At 68.2% G+C, this 16,404-nt stretch carries 17 protein-coding genes; 8 read left to right on the forward strand and 9 right to left on the reverse strand.

The features are described 5' to 3' along the window. Positions 1-31: 31 nt before the first annotated feature. The gene (locus RU09_RS13005) at positions 32-250 is read left to right on the forward strand and encodes an SCO4848 family membrane protein (protein ID WP_042541213.1); all 219 of its coding nucleotides are present in this window, start codon (positions 32-34) and stop codon (positions 248-250) included. A gap of 30 nt (positions 251-280) precedes the next feature. Here RU09_RS13005 and RU09_RS13010 read toward each other — a convergent pair whose 3' ends face one another. Continuing rightward, positions 281-739: a GyrI-like domain-containing protein gene (locus RU09_RS13010; RefSeq protein WP_052492971.1), complete on the reverse strand. Its 459-nt coding sequence runs from the start codon at positions 737-739 to the stop codon at positions 281-283. Between the two features lie 226 nt (positions 740-965). Between RU09_RS13010 and RU09_RS13015 the strand changes: the two genes are divergently transcribed. Further along, positions 966-1,553: a hypothetical protein gene (locus RU09_RS13015; RefSeq protein ID WP_156145931.1), complete on the forward strand. Its 588-nt coding sequence runs from the start codon at positions 966-968 to the stop codon at positions 1,551-1,553. 46 nt (positions 1,554-1,599) lie between these two features. Here RU09_RS13015 and RU09_RS13020 read toward each other — a convergent pair whose 3' ends face one another. After that, the gene (locus RU09_RS13020) at positions 1,600-3,006 is read right to left on the reverse strand and encodes an MFS transporter (RefSeq protein WP_042541217.1); all 1,407 of its coding nucleotides are present in this window, start codon (positions 3,004-3,006) and stop codon (positions 1,600-1,602) included. Between the two features lie 75 nt (positions 3,007-3,081). On the opposite strand from RU09_RS13020, the gene RU09_RS13025 reads away from it, so the two are divergent. After that, the gene (locus tag RU09_RS13025) at positions 3,082-3,663 is read left to right on the forward strand and encodes a helix-turn-helix domain-containing protein (RefSeq protein WP_052492972.1); all 582 of its coding nucleotides are present in this window, start codon (positions 3,082-3,084) and stop codon (positions 3,661-3,663) included. 3 nt (positions 3,664-3,666) lie between these two features. Here RU09_RS13025 and RU09_RS13030 read toward each other — a convergent pair whose 3' ends face one another. The 7 genes from RU09_RS13030 to RU09_RS13060 all read right to left on the reverse strand — a co-directional run bounded on the left by RU09_RS13030 (position 3,667) and on the right by RU09_RS13060 (position 9,640). Next, a complete protein-coding gene (locus RU09_RS13030; protein ID WP_052492973.1) occupies positions 3,667-4,812 on the reverse strand; it encodes an FUSC family protein in 1,146 nt (381 codons plus the stop codon). A 158-nt stretch (positions 4,813-4,970) separates the two neighbouring features. Beyond that, positions 4,971-5,657 carry a hypothetical protein gene (locus RU09_RS13035; RefSeq protein ID WP_042541219.1) on the reverse strand — a complete coding sequence of 229 codons (687 nt, stop codon included), beginning with the start codon at positions 5,655-5,657 and terminating at the stop codon, positions 4,971-4,973. Then, positions 5,657-6,574: an ABC transporter ATP-binding protein gene (locus tag RU09_RS13040; protein ID WP_042541221.1), complete on the reverse strand. Its 918-nt coding sequence runs from the start codon at positions 6,572-6,574 to the stop codon at positions 5,657-5,659. The genes RU09_RS13035 and RU09_RS13040 overlap by 1 nt, the downstream gene beginning before the upstream one ends. Continuing rightward, positions 6,571-6,978 carry a GntR family transcriptional regulator gene (locus RU09_RS13045; protein WP_042541223.1) on the reverse strand — a complete coding sequence of 136 codons (408 nt, stop codon included), beginning with the start codon at positions 6,976-6,978 and terminating at the stop codon, positions 6,571-6,573. Before RU09_RS13045 ends, RU09_RS13040 begins: the two co-directional genes overlap by 4 nt. Before the next feature lie 201 nt (positions 6,979-7,179). Then, positions 7,180-7,980 (reverse strand): ABC transporter permease subunit, encoded by an 801-nt coding sequence (locus tag RU09_RS13050; protein ID WP_042541225.1) that lies wholly within the window; start codon positions 7,978-7,980, stop codon positions 7,180-7,182. Beyond that, positions 7,977-8,987 (reverse strand): ABC transporter ATP-binding protein, encoded by a 1,011-nt coding sequence (locus tag RU09_RS13055; RefSeq protein ID WP_082041130.1) that lies wholly within the window; start codon positions 8,985-8,987, stop codon positions 7,977-7,979. The genes RU09_RS13050 and RU09_RS13055 overlap by 4 nt, the downstream gene beginning before the upstream one ends. Then, entirely contained in the window at positions 8,984-9,640 is a 657-nt protein-coding gene (locus tag RU09_RS13060; protein WP_052492974.1) for a TetR/AcrR family transcriptional regulator, read from the reverse strand. The genes RU09_RS13055 and RU09_RS13060 overlap by 4 nt, the downstream gene beginning before the upstream one ends. Positions 9,641-9,701: 61 nt before the next feature. Between RU09_RS13060 and RU09_RS13065 the strand changes: the two genes are divergently transcribed. The 5 genes from RU09_RS13065 (at position 9,702) to RU09_RS13085 (ending at position 16,385) form a co-directional block, all read left to right on the forward strand. Next, positions 9,702-10,904 carry a methyltransferase gene (locus RU09_RS13065; RefSeq protein WP_042541226.1) on the forward strand — a complete coding sequence of 401 codons (1,203 nt, stop codon included), beginning with the start codon at positions 9,702-9,704 and terminating at the stop codon, positions 10,902-10,904. Between the two features lie 468 nt (positions 10,905-11,372). Next, on the forward strand, positions 11,373-12,674 hold the full coding sequence (locus RU09_RS13070) for a quaternary amine ABC transporter ATP-binding protein (RefSeq protein WP_042541227.1): 1,302 nt from the start codon (positions 11,373-11,375) through the stop codon (positions 12,672-12,674). Beyond that, positions 12,674-13,696, forward strand: coding sequence for an ABC transporter permease (locus RU09_RS13075; RefSeq protein ID WP_042541229.1), 1,023 nt, complete (start codon positions 12,674-12,676; stop codon positions 13,694-13,696). The genes RU09_RS13070 and RU09_RS13075 overlap by 1 nt, the downstream gene beginning before the upstream one ends. A gap of 80 nt (positions 13,697-13,776) precedes the next feature. Next, a complete protein-coding gene (locus RU09_RS13080; protein WP_042541230.1) occupies positions 13,777-14,694 on the forward strand; it encodes a glycine betaine ABC transporter substrate-binding protein in 918 nt (305 codons plus the stop codon). 215 nt (positions 14,695-14,909) lie between these two features. Next, positions 14,910-16,385, forward strand: a complete 1,476-nt coding sequence (locus RU09_RS13085) for a lipase maturation factor family protein (RefSeq protein WP_042541232.1) — start codon at positions 14,910-14,912, stop codon at positions 16,383-16,385. Positions 16,386-16,404 lie beyond the last annotated feature (19 nt).

Raw genomic sequence — 16,404 nt, forward strand, 5'->3', positions numbered from 1 at the left:
GGTATTTTTTCCGAGGCGTTAGCGTGGGGAGGTGATCGCTCTCGCTGTCGTCCTGTTCCTCAACGCCGCCTTCAACGTGCTGGTGTGGCCCCGTTTCTACAAGCGCGTCGCGACGGACCCCCGGGCTCGGGATGCCGACGGCAAGGCCACGACGTTCTTGAAGGTGCATGCCGTGCTGATCGCGATCGCCCTGGTGCTCGCACTGATCTCGGTGATCGTCGGCATCGCGGGGCTCGCCGGAGCGCTCTGAGGGTCAGCGCCCTGGTCAGCCCGAAGGCGGTCAGGAGCGGGTGACCGGCTGCTGCAGCTCGGTGATCCAGTCGGCCTGATCTTCGGATTCCGACCGCAGATAGACCTCTCGGCACGCACCGACGGCGGCGACGCCGCCGTTGCTGATCGCCTCGTTCAGCGCATGCCAGCTGTCGTCGATGGTCGCCATGGTGCCGAGGTGCGTGGCGGTGAACGCCGCCTCGACGGCCGGCAGCTCGACGATGACGATCCCGTCGACGGCGGGGCCGTCGTAGACGAACCCGACCGTGATGCGCACCCCGTGCTTGTTCATGTCGTACTCGGCGACGGGGAGTCCCGGCGCTGCCCCCGCATCGCGCAGAACGCCGGCCACCTGGTCGAACAGCGGACCCACGACGGCCGCGACCTCGGGCTGCGAGGCGACGGTCTCGGTCAGTGCCGCGAGGCGGACGTAGGGGAGTGGCTTCTCGGTGATCTGCATGGCGGACATCGTCGTCTCCTCAGTTCGTGTGCGTGCCAGGGCGTGTGCGCGTGCCGCCGATCCTACGCAGAGGCGCCGACATCGGCCAGCGTGGTGTGGCGGACCAAAAATGGTGGACGTAGGGTGAGGACGCCGGGGGGGCGCTGGCCCCGCGATGGAGCTGGGGGGCCTGATGCGAAGTGCGACGAGTGAGAATGGGGCGGGGCGCCGGGATTCTCGGGAGAGCCGAGGGTCGTTGCCCAATCGGACGCTGCTGTGGGGAGGGGCGCTGTTGCTCGCTGCCGCTCTGAGTCAGGCAGCCCATTTCGCGGTCTACCCGCTGTTGCCCTGGCAGTATCGAGTCACCTACCTTCCCGGTGCACTCATACCGAGCCTCGTGCTTGCGGCTCTGATCGTGTTCGCGGTGGGGGTGCGCGGCGGCGGCAGCGTGGTGGGCAAGAGCATCGTGGGCAGGATCGCCCTGATCGGCTTCGGTATCTGCCACGCGTACGCCGGGTGGTTCGACTTTCTGCGGCTCCCACTCTCCGAACCTCTTGCGTACGGTTTGATCGTGGCGCCTGTCCTGGGCTCAGGGCTCCTGATCGTCTCCGTGATCGTCATCGCATGGCGGGGAGCTCTGCCCGGCCTGTGGCGCTATGTTCCGGCGCTCATCGCAGCGGCTCTCTTCGCACGGTTCTGGCACGCACTCACTGTCAGCCAAGACGTCATCACCTTCATCAGCATCGATGCTTCCGTGATCATCGCCCAGCTTCTGCTCGGGAGCCTGTCGCTGTTCCTTTCATTGCGTGTCGCGAAGCTCGAGAACTCCCGATCGTCGACGTGAACCACCGCGAGAGCCGACGACGCGGCAGGCGGCGCGAACGTACGGCTCAGGCGTTCTCGTACTGCTTCGCGTGCTCGGCCCAGCGCGCCTCGACCGGCAGGGCGCGCAGCGCGCGGTTGCCGAGCGCGAGGGCGACGGCGACGATGCAGAGCGCCGCGCACACGAGGATCGTCCATTCGCGGCCGATCCAGGTGAGGCCGAAGCCCGCGATCAGCGGCGCGAGCGGCAGCGCGCCCATGCCGAGAACGCCCGCGGCACTGTTCGCCCGTCCGAGCAGCTGTGTCGGCGTCGCGACCATGAAGTAGCCCATCATCCCCGCGTTGAGGGCGGGAAGCAGCAGCACCGAGGCGCCGAGCACGACGACGATCGCCCACGGTTCGGTGACCGTCGAGAGCAGGATCGAGCCGATCGCGCCCCCGGAGAGACCCGCGATGGCGAGGACTCCCGTGCGGATGCGCGGCACGAGCATCGGGGCGACGATCGCCCCGACGAGCATGACCGCACCCACGCCAGCGCCCAGCGAGCCGATCAGGAGCTCGGAGTAGCCGGCCTGCTGGAGTGCGTACATGACAGTCGTGATCGCGGCGTTGAAGCCGAGGTTGATGATCGTGATGATGAGGAGCACGCCGCCCAGGTCTGGTCGGGAGAACAACCAGGCGAAGCCCTCGCGGAGCTCTGCCCATGCGCTGGTCTTGCCTCGCGCACCGGCATCCGATGCGGTGTCTGGGGGGAGGCCCAGACCGTCTGCCGGATCCGCGGCGAGCCCCGCGGCGATACGCCCGTCGCTGTTCGGATGCTCTCCGGACGGCGGCTCGGCATCTGCATCGGCCTCCGCCCCCGTGTCGGTGATTCCGGCGCGGCGCGCCTCTCGCTGCAGCATCCATGCCGTCACCGCGGCGACGGCGTGGCAGAGAGTCATGACGGCGCCGACCAGCCAGCCGCCCACGCCGAGAAGCAGTCCGCCCAGAGGGCCGCCGGCCAGCTGCAGCGCGGCATCCCGCCCCTGGTTCGCCGCCTGAGCCCTGCCCATCGCGTCGTCGGGCACGATCTCCTTGATCGCGCTCTCACCGGCGACGTCGAAGAGACCGCTGCGCGCGGCCAGCAGCACGTTCGCCGCGAGCAGGGTGCCGAAGGCGAGAGCGTCGGCGAGAGCCAGCAGTGTGAAGGCCCCCGCCAGCAGGATGCCGATCAGCGAGCCGATGAGCATGAGGACGATGCGCCGGTGCCGATCGGCCAGGATGCCGCCGGCGAGCGTGAGGATCAGGCGCGCGACCATGCCCGCACCGCCGATGATTCCCGCTTGAGCGGGGTCATCGGTGACCACCAGGGCGAGCAGGGGGATCGCGAAGGCGAACAGCGTCGCCGCGAGACCCTTGCTCGTGTCGCTCACGAGCCAGGTCAGATACCGGGCGTTCCGCCAGAGCCGGTGTGGTGCGGTCACGGTCGTCGTCATGCTCTAGAGAGTAGTTCCGCAAGAAGACTTGCGCAACTACTCTTGCGCAATGACTCGTGCGAGTAGGATCTGAGCATGGGCGACGGCATTCACGGTGAAGATCCCGTATGGATGACGACGGCCATGCTCAAGGCCTACACGCATCCACTGCGGCGAAAGATCCTTCGCCTGCTCGCCCGACGCCACCACATGCGCGCGGCCGACATCGCCGCCGAGCTCGAGGTCGCCGCGAACAGCGTCAGCTTCCACCTGCGCACCCTCGCTGATGCGGGCCTCATCGTCGAGGCTCCGGAGCACGCGCGAGATCGTCGAGACCGCGTCTGGGCGCCGGTGAAGGGTGCGATGAGCGTGGGCGACCCCGACCACCCGGTGGCCGACGAGGAGCTCGGCGACGCCGTCGTGCGAGCCGTGGCCACCGAGCACCAGGACCTTCTCCAGCGTGTGATCGCGTGGTCGCCCGAGTACTACGGAGGTCGAGCCTCGGGCATCCACGCCGTGTTCCAGCAGCGGACCACCCGGCTCACCGAGGCCGAGTTCACGGCGGTCATGGAGATCTTCGACAAGGCGGTGGCCGAGGCTGAAGCCGCGCATGACGATGACGATCCTGAAGGCCGCTTCTGGCAGATCGATCTCGTCGCCGCCGACGACACGATCTGACCGCTACGCGCCCTCCGGCTCCGTCGCGGCCTCGTCCTCCGCTGTCTCTTCCGGCTCCCGATGGCCGCTGAGGATGAGGATGCGGCGCAGCTGCATGGCCGCGAGCACGCCGGGGCCCATCGAGCGCCGCACATCGATCGTGCGGTCGTCGACGGTCGCGAGCAGCAGCCTGATAGCACGGGCAGCCTCCCCGCGAGCGCGGTGATCTGCGGGCGTGAGCGGATCCTGCTGCACGATGACCTCGGCGACGGCGTGGCACGCGGCCGAGAGCGGTTCGGGCAGCGCCGCATCCAGCTCGAGCGCGCCAGGGCGATCCCAGATGGTGTCGGCGGTCTCGTCGGAGATGTCGCGGATCAGGTGGGCGATGCGATCGAGGCGCGCGAGTTCGGCGTGGATGTGCTGCGTCTCTCCGCGGCGCCCGAACGCGCGTGGGTTGCCTCGCCGGCTGTCGTCGGCGTCAGACAGCGCGGTGCGAAGCTCTGACGTCGTGTCGGCGAGTGACGACGCATCGTCGGCCCACTTCTCGTGCTCCGGGGGCCAGGATTCCGAGACGGCCGATCCGATGTCGTGCAGGTGCTCGCTCAGCTGCGTGCGGAAGGCGTCGACCTTGGCCGCGGCGGCGAGAGTGAGCGGCGCGGGGGCGATCACCAGGTTCACGATGAGGCCGACGACCACTCCGACCCCCATCTGCACGAGGTAGCCGAGCGAGTACTCGTCGGCGTTCTGGCCGCCGACGATCAGCACGAACAGCGCGGCCATCGGCACGTACTCTCGGCCGACGCCGAACCAGCCGGTGCCCGAGACCAGCACGCCGACGCCGACCACGGCCGGGATCGACCACCACGTCGGCCCGACGGTCAGCACGACGATCGCGGCGAGTCCGATGCCGGTGGCGAGTCCGAGCAGGGTCTGCAGGCCCGATCGCACCGACCCCATCAGCGTCGGGTACATGGTGACGAGCGCGCCGAGCGGCGCGTAGTACGGGTACTCGTCGGTGACTCCGGGCGTGTGAGGGGCGATCAGCCACGCGAGTCCGACCGCCAGTGCGGTCTTGGTGACGAGCAGCAGCCGGGCGGGGTCGACCGCCTCGCGCAGCGAGCGCACGATGCCAGGGCGGCGCGCGCGCACTCGTGTTCTGATGTTCGTCACGGCATCCTCTCGTCATCCTCCCCGAAGGGATGACGCTAGCCGTTCGGCATCCGTCCTCGCACCTGGTTGCATCTGGCGGTGAGGGCGGGTAGCGGTCGGAACGCGACGACGCCGGCCGCCCCGTGAGGAGCGACCGGCGCCGAGTGATCACCGGGTGATCAGGGGATGGCCCTGCGGAAGGCGAGGAACGATATGCCCGCGAGCACCGCGGTCGCGACGAGGCCCCACAGTGCGAGTCCGAGCGCGCCGGCGTCGAGGATCCCCCGCCACACCTCATCCCACAGCTCGAGTCTCGTGGCGAGGAAGGCGAGTCCCACGAGGATGAGGCCCAGACCGACGCCCGCGATGGTGAGAACGGTGGGGCCCCAGCTCTTGTAGATCGTCGCCCCGGTGAAGCCGACGACGAACAGGAAGAGGGCGAGGGTGAAGTACACGGTGAACGCCCCGAGCGGACCCGCCTCCCACAGCCACGGCAGGTAGAACACGTAGCCGTTGATGCCGTATCCGTTCGTCAGCGTCTCGATGCCCCCGCCGATCAGGAACACGATCCCCAGGAACGCGCTGCCCAGGATCGCCGTGAGCATGGTCCCGAAGAAGAAGTCGCGCCGGGTGATGCTCATCGCCTGCGAGAACGGGAAGGTCAGTGTCATCGCCGAGAGGCCGATGGCGAAGAAGTACCAGAGCGGAGCCTGGCCGCCGCCGCCGTACTTCGGGCCCTCGGTCGGGATCATCGCGTAGATGAGTATCGAGATGACCACCGCGGAGCCGAGGATGATCAGCGGCACCCAGATGAACGTCTGCCGGTTGATCAGCTGCAGGCGGATGACGTTGAGTGTGCGTCGCATCAGCGGACCTCCTCTTTCGCGGCTGAGGCTCTGGTGGCAGAGCCCGCCTCGGCCTTCTGGGTGAGACGCACGATCAGCTGCTGCAGCGACACCGGAGCGAGATCGAGACCGGATGCCGTGACCTCGGCGCGGTCGGCGGCGGACAGCGCCCCGAGCACGGTGACGGAGGCGACTCGGCCGAGGGCCTCCCGGTGCAGAACCTCGCGGCCGGATGCCCAGGCGTCGACCTTGGCGGCGTCGCCGACCACGGTGACGGCGCGGTCGCGCACGGCATCCGTGTCTTCGTCGAGCAGGATCTGCCCGTTGTCGATCACGATGACCTTCTCGATGAGGTTCGACACCTCGTCGATCAGGTGCGACGAGAGGACGATGGTTCGTGGGTGCTCGGCGTAGTCCTCGAGCAGACGGTCGTAGAAGATCTGTCTGGCGACCGCGTCGAGACCAAGGTAGGGCTCGTCGAAGAAGGTCAGCTCGGCGCGCGAGGCGAGACCGATGATGACCCCGACGGCCGAGAGCTGGCCGCGCGAGAGCTTCTTGATCGTCTGCTTCATCGGCAGCTGGAACTGCTCGATGAGCTCGTCGGCGAGTTCCTGGCTCCAGTTGCGGAAGAACAGGCTCGCAGCCTTGAACGCGTGACGCGGGTATGCGTCGTCGGGGTACTTCTGGCTCTCGCGCACGAAGCAGATGCGGTTGAGGACGTGCGTGTTCTCGTAGGGGTGCTCGCCGAAGACGCGCACGGTGCCCGACGACTCGAAGTTCTGCGCGGTCAGGATCGACATGAGCGTGGTCTTGCCCGCCCCGTTGCGGCCGAGCAGTCCATAGATCGCGCCGCCCTCGAGGGTGAGCGACACGTTGTCGAGTGCGTTCTTCTCCTTGTAGTGCTTCGTGAGGTTCTGCACCTCGATGACGGCGGTCATGCGGGGGTCTTCCCTTCTGTCTGGGGTGTCTGCGATGTCTGGGCTGCCTGCGCTGCCCGCTCGCGGAGCAGGGCGGCGAGGTCTTCGGCGCCGAGCCCCAGCGTGCGGGCCTCGGCGAGGAGCGGGTCGATGTAGCGGTCGGCGAATGCGGCGCGGCGCTCGCCGAGGAGCAGATCCTTCGCCCCGGCGGCGACGAACATGCCGATGCCGCGGCGCTTGTACAGCACTCCCTTGTCGGTGAGCATGGCGACTCCCTTGGCTGCTGTCGCGGGGTTGATCCGGTAGAAGCCGGCGAGCTCGTTGGTCGAGGGCGCCTGCGATTCCTCCGAGAGTGAGCCGTCGAGGATCGAGTCCTCGATCTGCTCGGCGATCTGGAGGAAGAGCGGCTTGCCTTCTTCGATCACGAGTCCTCCGCTGTGGTTGATGGGTTAGTTACTCGACTAGGTAACCACTGAACCTGGATCGTGTCAACGGTCTCTTCCGTCTGCGGCGCGCCCGCGGTCGAAAAAGCACCCGAAGTCGCCGATTCGGGTGCGTTTTTGACCACGCCAGGGGCAGTGGGTGGGGGGCGGGGAGGTCGGGCGGGGCAGTAGACGCGAACGGGGTCAGCCGCGGAGGTCGCGAGCGCGCAACGCGAAGACCGAGGCGACGACGAACACGATCGCGAGGCCCCAGGTGAGGGCGAGCCCGCCGAGGTCGACGCCCTCGGAGAGCGGCGGTCGCTGGTAGACCCACGCGTGGGGGGAGAGGGCGTTCAGCCACTCGAGGTCCTTCGACTGCTTCGCCAGCGCCTGCAGGATGTAGCCCAGCACGGCGATGCCCGCGCCGACCCCGGTCGCCCAGATGCGGCGACCGGTCGCGGCGCCGGCGAGCAGGGCGGCGGATGCCGTGAGGAACGCGAGACCCGTGAGCGCAGCGCTCGCTCCCACGATGTTGCGGTCGTCGATGCCGAGTTCGGAGGGGCCGTTCAGCGCCCAGACGACGAGGCCCGCGAAGGCGCCGAGCCACAGCAGCCTGACGAGCACGGCCAGAGCGGACTCGAGTGCATACTGACCGCGGCCGATGCCGTGCGCGAGATCGAGCTCTGCTCGTCCGCTCTCTTCGGCGCCGGCGATGGCCGCGGACCCCCAGATCACCGCCGCGATCGTCAGCAGCAGAAAGCCGATCAGGCCGAAGAACGTGCTCTGCGCGTATCCGGCACCCGTCGAGATCTGGTCGTATCCGAGCGTGTCGACGAGCTCCTTCGGCAGCGAAGAGATCATCGCCTCGAGCTGACCGTCGCCGCCGAGACTCGAATACAGCGGCAGATAGAGGAACAGCACGGCGGCGATGCCGATGGTCCACCAGAGGAGGCTGCGCCACGACTCGCGCAGGTTGCGCCGGAACACCGGCAGGATGCCGTTCATCGCCGGCCCTCCCTGCCCCGGCGGGCGCGTCTCGTCGGCGGCTCGTTCGTGCGGGCCGCCTCGCTCGTGGCAGCGCCGGCGTTCGCGGCAGAGGCGCCGTAGAGCCGCAGCACGGACTCCTCGAGGTCTGGTTCCTCCACGGTCAGGTCGCGCACCTCGAAGCGGGCGAGCACCTTGATGAACGGATCGATCGCGCCGTCCACGGTGCCGGAGATGCTCAGGATGCCGTCGGAGTCATGCACCTCGACTCCGCCGAGACCGGGCACGCGATCGAAGTCGGCGCGGGCGGCCGCGGCATCCGTCGTCGAGATCTCGGCTCGCACGCGGCGGATCGACCCCAGGCGCAGCGAGGCGACATCGCCGTCGGCGACGACCCGCCCGTTCGCGAGCACGGCGACCTCGTCTGCGGTCTGCTGGATCTCGTTGAGCACGTGCGAACTCAGCAGCACGGTCTGCCCGGCGCTCTTCGCCTCGCGGACCATCTGCAGGAACTCGCGCTGCACCAGTGGATCGAGGCCGCTGGTGGGCTCGTCGAGGATGAGCAGCTCGGGTCGGTGCATGAACGCCTGGATCAGCCCGACCTTCTGCTTGTTGCCCTTCGACAGGGTGCGCACGGGTCGCGACAGGTCGACCCCGAGTCGGTCGGCCAGCTCGCGGCCGGTGCGGAGAGTCGCGGTTGCATCGCGGGATCCGGAGACCTGGGCGTAGAACGACAGCATCCGGTGTCCGCTCGATCGCCCTTCGAGGTGCAGCTCGCCCGGAACGTAGCCGATGCGCCGTCGCAGCGCGGCGCCGCCGTGGCGGGGGTCTTCACCGAGCACGCGCACCGAGCCTGATGACGGGCGGATGACGTCGACGAGTGTGCGCAGCGTCGTCGTCTTGCCGGCGCCGTTGGGGCCGATGAGTCCGAAGACGGTGCCTGGTCGCACGTGCAGGTCGAGCTCGTGCAGCGCGATGCGACTGCCGTAGCGCTTCTGCAGACGGTCGATCTCGATCGTGTCGGTCATGATGCGTCTCCTCCCGAGGTGTTCCCCTCAGCCGCGAGTGCGTCTCGCGCACCGTCGAGCAGCGCGGTCGTCGAATAGATGCCGTGGGTGAGCAGCTCCAGCGTCGGCAGCGTGGTGCGCAGGAGCCCAGCGGGGCTCAGCTGGTCCATTCCGAGGGTGCGGGCGATCTGGGCGCGCATCACGACGGGTCCGAGGCCGATCAGGGTCAGCAGCAGAGTCGTCATCTCGGGGTCGCTCATCGGTTCGAGCATCCCGGCGTCGCGCTGTTCGGCGAGCACGGCGCGGGTGTGGGAGAGGAAGCTGTCGAACAGTCGATCGGAAGCAGCCGAACCGTCGACGAGCATCCTCGCGAGGTAGTCGATGTAGGGGCCGTATCGCTCGAGGTCGTTGAGGGCGGTGCGGATGCGGTCGCGGGTCGGCGCGACGATGAGGTCGTGCTCCTCGTCGATGAAGACGCCGACCACGTAGTCGTCGCACTCGCTGCGGAGGGCGTTCTTGTCGCCGAAGTGATGCACGATCAGAGCCGGGCTGACACCGGCCTCCCTGGCGATCGCGCGCAGGCTCGCGGCGTCGTAGCCATCGCGGGCGAAGGCGGCGATGGCGGTGTCGCGGATGCGGGCGCGAGCCGTGATGTCGTCGGAGACTGAACGCATGTACAGCAGACTAAACACGTGTTCAGTCGGTGTCAAGAGAGGGCGCTCCTAGGCTGAAGGAGTGGACTTCCCCTTCGATCGACTGCGCCGTTGGCCCGACGTCGAGGCCGACAACCTGCAGGCCCACGACGCGACCGATCTGCTGCTGGTCGAGCGGGCTCTCGCGCTCGGGGTCGCCGGGTCGGACATCGCGGTGATCGGCGACGAATACGGCGCGATCACCCTCGCGCTGACGGATGCCGGTCTCGACGGCATCCGCGTGCACCAGGACCTCGCGACCGGCCGCCGTGCGCTGGCTCGCAACGCGGACGAGCTGGGCCTCTCGGGCTTCTCGTCGCACGAGCTCGATGCCTCTCTGCTCAGCAGCGCCCGACTCGTGCTGCTGCAGCTGCCGAAGGCGCTGGCAGAGCTCGAAGAGATCGCGGATGCCGTGGCGCGCTGGGCCGCCCCGGACGTCGTGCTCGTCGCCGGCGGCCGCGTGAAGCACATGACCATCGCGCAGAACGAGGTGCTGGGGCGCAGCTTCGCGCATGTGCAGGCCGAGCGGGCGGAGCGCAAGTCACGGCTGGTCGTCGCATCCGGGCCGCGACCGGTGCCGTCAGAGCCGCCGTTCCCCGTGACAGCGCGGCACGGCGGCCTGACCCTCGTCGCGCACGGCGGTGCCTTCGCGGGGGCTCGCCTCGACATCGGCACGCGTGTGCTGCTCGAGGTGCTCGGCCTCGATGGTTCACAATTCAGCACGGATGAGCCGGCACGTACTGAAAACGCCCCAGAACCGGCCGATGTGGCCGGTTCATGCTGCGTTGTGAACGCCGAAGAGCCGAGCCCGCCCCCGGTCGTCGTCGACCTGGGCTGCGGAACCGGCGCGCTCGCCGTCTCGTACGCTCTCGCGCACCCCGATTCCCGCGTGATCGCGACCGACAGATCGGCAGCGGCAGTGGCCTCCGCCCGCGCAACGGTCGCCGCGAACGGCGTCGCAGACCGCGTCACCGTCATGCACGACGACGCGGGCTCCGAGATCGCGGACGCCAGTGCCGATGTCGTGCTTCTCAACCCGCCTTTCCATCTCGGCAGCAGCGTGCACACCGGGGCAGCGACCCGTCTGTTCGAGGCCGCGGCCCGCATCCTCCGCCCCGGCGGAGAGCTGTTCACGGTCTACAACTCGTCGCTCGGCTACCGAGCTGAGCTCACCCGCCTCGTCGGCGCCACCGAGCAGGTGCATCGCACTCCGAAGTTCACCGTGACGCGCAGCATCCGTCGCTGACCGCGTGCGCCTCGCGAGTCCGAAAGCGCCTCGCGAGTCCGACTTCCCGGCATCCGGACTTCACAGGTGTACAGGGACGTCGGAAGCGCACGCCACGGTCTCGCGGCGCGCCCGCTGACCCGTGTCGCACCCCGCCACGCCCGACCTCGCACGCGCGTCCGAAACCCGCGCAATCCCCCGGTCAGCCGACGAAACTGAACGTCGATAAAATTGACGGATTTGCCCCTGACCGGCCATTTCGTTACGTTGGTTGGTGGGCCTGACGGCCCGAAGACCAGTCCGCGATCACGTCCTTCTTTCGAATGTGCTGTGCTGCGAAGAGGCGTGGACGTACGGTCGATGCTCTATCGCGGTGGATCCGAAATCCGCCGTCCGCGCCGCCACAGCACCATGTCGAAACGGCCGGGAGGATCACCCGGGCGTAACCGAAGCAGGCTCAGCCACCCGAAGGCGAGCCGCAGGGGAAACGTGTCCGAAATCGCTCTTGAAGCGCGCAATCTGTACAAGGTGTTCGGGAAGAATCCGAGCAGTGCCGTCCGTCGACTGAAGGCCGGTGAGAGCAGATCCGAGGTCGGCGACGCAGGAACCGCCGCCGTCATCGACGCCAGTTTCACCGTGAACCGCGGCGAGATCTTCGTGATCATGGGCCTCTCGGGTTCCGGTAAATCCACCATCATCCGCATGCTCAACGGGCTGCACGACGCGACCGACGGATCGGTCGTCGTGAACGGCGACCCCATCACCGGCATCCCGTCGTCGCGTCTGCGTGAGATCCGCCGCGACCGCATCTCGATGGTGTTCCAGCACTTCGCACTGCTGCCGCACCGCACGGTCGCCGCGAACGTCGCCTACCCCCTCGAGCTGAAGGGCGTCGGCAAGGACGAGCGCCTGAAGAAGGCCGAGGAGATCCTCACCCTGGTCGGCCTCGAGGGACAGGCCGACAAGCTGCCGTCCGAGCTGTCGGGAGGCATGCAGCAGCGCGTGGGCATCGCCCGTGCGCTCGCGGCCGACTCCGACATCCTGCTCATGGACGAGGCGTTCAGCGCCCTCGACCCGCTGATCCGTCGCGAGATGCAGGAGCAGCTGCTCGAACTCCAGGAGAAGCTGCAGAAGACGATCGTCTTCATCACCCACGACCTCAACGAGGCCATGTTCCTCGGCGACCGCATCGCCGTGATGCGCGACGGCCGCATCGTGCAGATCGGCACGCCGGAAGACATCCTCATGGACCCTGCCAACGACTACGTCGAGCAGTTCGTGCAGGATGTCGACCGCGCTCGTGTGCTCACGGCCGCGAACGTCATGGAGCGCCCGCGCCCGGTCGTCGCCGAGACCGCCGGCCCGCGCACGGCGCTGCGCCAGATGCGCGACGCGTTCATGTCGGCCACGTACGTCACGGGCCGCGACCGCAAGCTGCTCGGCATCGTCACCGACCGCGACGCCGTCAGGCTGGTCCGCCAGGGCGTGTCGACCCTCGCGTCGATCATCAAGCCGGTGCCGCAGAGCGTCAGCGAAGACGAGGTCCTCATGAACCTCTTCATCCCGTCGGTGGAGTCGCCGCTGCCGCTGGCAGTGGTGGATGCCACGGGGCGCCTGACCGGCGTGATTCCGCGCATCACCCTGCTCGCCGCCCTGGGCCCCGGCCCCGGAGCGACCGGCGAGCTCACCCTGCCGCTTCTTCCGATGCCGCAGGCCGAGATCGATGCAGTGCTCGATGACGGGTGGACCGCCGACCCGGCGGACGCCGTGAAGACAGAGGAGGTGCGCTGATGGATGGTTTCCGCATTCCCCTCGGCAGCTGGGTCGCGACCGGAGTCGACTGGATCAAGACGAACCTCGACGGTCTGCTCGACGTCATCTCCTTCGTCGTCAGCTTCCTGGTCGACGGACTCACCCGCGCGCTCCTGAGCCCGCATTTCGTCGTCATCATCGTGATCGCCGCGTTCATCGCGTGGCTCGTCCGCTCGTGGCAGCTGGCGATCGGCACGGTCATCTCCTTCGGACTGATCGTGGCCATGGGTCTCTGGGTGCCGGCGATGCAGACGCTCGCCCTGGTTCTCGTCGCGGCGGCGATCGCGGTGCTCATCGCGGTGCCCCTGGGCATCTGGTCTGCCCGCAACGCCACCGTGCGTGCGGTGCTGAAGCCCGTGCTCGACTTCATGCAGACCATGCCCGCGTTCGTCTACCTGATCCCGGCGATCGTGTTCTTCAGCATCGGCGTCGTCCCCGGACTCGTCGCCACCGTGATCTTCGCTCTGCCTCCCGGTGTGCGACTGACCGAGCTCGGCATCCGCGGAGTCGACTCCGAGACCGTCGAGGCCGGCCAGGCGTTCGGCGCCAAGCCGGGTCAGATCCTTCGCGGCATCCAGCTTCCGCTCGCGATGCCGACGATCCTCGCCGGCGTCAACCAGGTCATCATGCTCGCGCTGTCGATGGCGGTCATCGCCGGCATGGCCGGTGCTGACGGCCTCGGAAAGATCGTCGTCGAGGCGATCTCGACCATCAACATCGCCAAGGGCGTCGAGGCGGGACTGGGCGTGGTGCTCATCGCCGTCTTCCTCGACCGCGTCACGGCAGCGCTCGGCGACCTGGGCAGCAACCGCTCGTCGCTGCTCGGCCTGCTGGCTAGGCGTCGCACGCAGAAGCGCCTCGCCGCGGCATCCGCCGAGGTGCCGGCCACAGCATCCGCCCCCGCATCGGCCGAGGCAGCCGCTGCGAAGGATGCCGAAGACGAGGCCGAGCGCATGAAGGCCTCCCCGCGCCGCGCCCCCGTCGGCGGCGGCGTGCACTGACTCATCCCTCCCGCAAGAGAACACGCAACACAGCAGTACACAGCAACACAGCACATATATACGGAACGAGAGAGATACACATGAAGAAGAAGATCCTGACGATCGCGGCCATCGGCGCCGCAGCGACCCTCACCCTCGCCGGCTGCAGCGGCGACGGCATGGGCGGAACCGGCGGCGACACCGGCGGCAGCGAGTCCGGCTCGGGCGACAAGGGCACGATCACCCTGGGCTTCCTGCCCTCGTGGACCGACGGCCTGAGCACCGCGTACCTGCTGCAGGACCAGCTCGAGAAGATCGGCTACACGGTCGAGATGAAGACGCTGACCGAGGCCGGCCCCCTGTATACGGGTCTCGCGCAGGGTGACGTCGACATCTACCCGTCGGCCTGGCCCGAGCTCACGCACGCCGAGTACATGAACACCTACGGCGATGACATCGAGGATCTCGGTGCCTACTACGAGAACGCCAAGCTGACGCTCGCGGTTCCCGAGTACTCCGACCTGAACTCGATCGAGGATCTCGCCGGCAAGGGCGCAGAGCTCGACGGCAAGATCTTCGGCATCGAGCCCGGGGCCGGCCTCACGGCGCAGACCCAGAAGATGATGCCCGAGTACGGTCTCGACAGCGAGTACGAGCTCGTCACCTCGTCGACCGCGGCGATGCTCACCGAGCTGAAGTCTGCGACCGACAAGCAGGAGGACATCGTCGTGACGCTGTGGCGTCCGTTCTGGGCCAACGACGCCTTCCCCGTGAAGGACCTCGAAGACCCCAAGGGCGCCATGGGCGAGGCCGAGGCCCTGCACTTCCTCGGCACGAAGGGCTTCGCCGAGGAGTACCCCGAGGCCGCTGAGCTGATCGAGCAGATCAAGCTCGACGACGCGCAGTACGGCTCGCTCGAAGACCTCGTCGTCAACGAGTACGGCGAGGGCAAGGAAGCGGATGCCGTCGACGCATGGCTCGAAGAGCACGGCGACGACTTCGACTGGGTCGTCAGCTGACCTGACCCGCCTGTCGACCGTCGACATCCCGCCGGTCGTTGAGCGAAGACGACGGAGTCGACTGAGACGAAACGTGGCGAGCCGATAGCGCATCGGTACCGCGTTTCGTCTCGCTCGGCTTCGCCGGGCTCGCTCGACGACCGCCGGAGCGGGTGGCGGTGCCGGCTGTCCGCAACCCCCTCCTGCGCTGTGCGGTCGGGGCGTAGCCTGTGGCCGTGGACGGGTTCGCGGCGGTCGACTTCGGTTTCGCCCGTGAGGTCCTTCAGCGGGGCATCGCGGCGCTGCACCTCGTCGCGTTCGTCTCGACTCTGAACCAGTTCCGGGCGCTTCTCGGCGACAACGGGCTGCTGCCGGCGCCGGTGCTGCTCGACTGGATCGGCGAGAAGCGCGAGCGGCGGCGGATGCTGCATCCGACCCTCTTCGTCCGCATCCGGTACTCCGATCGACGACTCGCACTGCTGTGCGGGGCAGGGATCGTCGTCTCGGCACTGCTCGTCATCGGCGTTCCGCAGTGGGGTCCGCCGTGGGTGCCGATGCTGTGCTTCCTCGCGCTGTGGCTCGGATACATGTCGGTGGTCAGCATCGGGCAGACCTTCTACTCGTTCGGCTGGGAGATGCTGCTGCTCGAGGCGGGGTTCCTGGCCGCGTTCCTCGGGTCGAATGACCAGCCGGCGCCGACCGTCGTGATCGTGCTGTTCTGGTGGCTGCTGTTCCGGGTCGAGTTCGGCGCCGGCATGATCAAGATCCGCGGTGGGCAGGAGTGGCGAGACCTCACCGCGCTGACCTATCACCACGAGACGCAGCCGATGCCGGGGCCGCTCAGCCGTCAGGCGCACCTGCTGCCTCGGTGGTTCCATCGCGGCGAGGTCGTCGGCAACCACTTCGCGCAGCTCGTGGTGCCCTTCTTCGTGTTCGCGCCGCTGCTGTCGGTGTGGGTTCCCGGACCGGTGCCGCAGATCGTCGGGGCCGTGGCCGCCGTGATCGTGATCGCGACGCAGGTGTGGCTCGTCGCGACGGGCAACTTCGCCTGGCTGAACTGGGTGACGATCGTCATCGCGTTCTCGGCGATCGGGATGCCGGGGGTGGGCGCTCCGGTCGCCGAGCGAGCGGACCCTGACGAGTCGCTGTGGCCCGGCATCCCCCTGTACTGGTTCGTGATCACCACGGCCGTCGGGATCCTCGTCGTGGCCCTGAGCTGGCCGGCCCTGCGCAACCTGTTCGCTCGTCGCCAGCTGATGAACGCGAGCTTCAACAGGTGGCAGATCGGCAACGCCTACGGCGCCTTCGGCACCCTGACCAAGGAGCGCATCGAGATCGTCGTCGAGGGATCGGTCGATGACGATGGACTGCTGTGGCGCGAATACGAGTTCAAAGGCAAGCCGGGCGACGTGCGCCGCATCCCTCGCCAGTTCGCGCCGTACCATCTGCGGCTCGACTGGTTGATGTGGTTCCTGCCGCTCGGGCGCTCACTCGACGACTGGTTCACGGTGTTCCTGCTGCGACTCCTCGAAGCGGATGCTCCGACCCTCGCGCTGCTGCGCATCGACCCGTTCGACGGCGAGCCGCCTCGGTGGGTGCGAGCGGTGTCGTATCGCTACCGCTTCGCCACCCGAGCCGAACGGCGCGCCGACGGTGTGGTCTGGGTGCGCACGCGCCAGCGGATCGTGCTCGGCCCCCTCGGGTTGCGGTAGGGCGGGTGGCAGCCTCTGA

Origin of the sequence: Microbacterium sp. MEJ108Y, assembly GCF_000834175.1 — a bacterium.
In the GTDB taxonomy this organism is placed as follows: Bacteria; Actinomycetota; Actinomycetes; order Actinomycetales; family Microbacteriaceae; genus Microbacterium; species Microbacterium forte.

Bases quoted from the DNA above. Each gene is read 5' to 3' on its own strand.
- RU09_RS13010 (WP_052492971.1), bottom strand. From the start codon at position 739: ATGTCCGCCATGCAGATCACCGAGAAGCCACTCCCCTACGTCCGCCTC.
- RU09_RS13020 (WP_042541217.1), bottom strand. From the start codon at position 3,006: ATGACGACGACCGTGACCGCACCACACCGGCTCTGGCGGAACGCCCGG.
- RU09_RS13040 (WP_042541221.1), bottom strand. From the start codon at position 6,574: ATGACCGCCGTCATCGAGGTGCAGAACCTCACGAAGCACTACAAGGAG.
- RU09_RS13050 (WP_042541225.1), bottom strand. From the start codon at position 7,980: ATGAACGGCATCCTGCCGGTGTTCCGGCGCAACCTGCGCGAGTCGTGG.
- RU09_RS13035 (WP_042541219.1), bottom strand. From the start codon at position 5,657: ATGCGACGCACACTCAACGTCATCCGCCTGCAGCTGATCAACCGGCAG.
- RU09_RS13055 (WP_082041130.1), bottom strand. From the start codon at position 8,987: ATGACCGACACGATCGAGATCGACCGTCTGCAGAAGCGCTACGGCAGT.
- RU09_RS13025 (WP_052492972.1), top strand. From the start codon at position 3,082: ATGGGCGACGGCATTCACGGTGAAGATCCCGTATGGATGACGACGGCC.
- RU09_RS13080 (WP_042541230.1), top strand. From the start codon at position 13,777: ATGAAGAAGAAGATCCTGACGATCGCGGCCATCGGCGCCGCAGCGACC.
- RU09_RS13060 (WP_052492974.1), bottom strand. From the start codon at position 9,640: ATGCGTTCAGTCTCCGACGACATCACGGCTCGCGCCCGCATCCGCGAC.
- RU09_RS13075 (WP_042541229.1), top strand. From the start codon at position 12,674: ATGGATGGTTTCCGCATTCCCCTCGGCAGCTGGGTCGCGACCGGAGTC.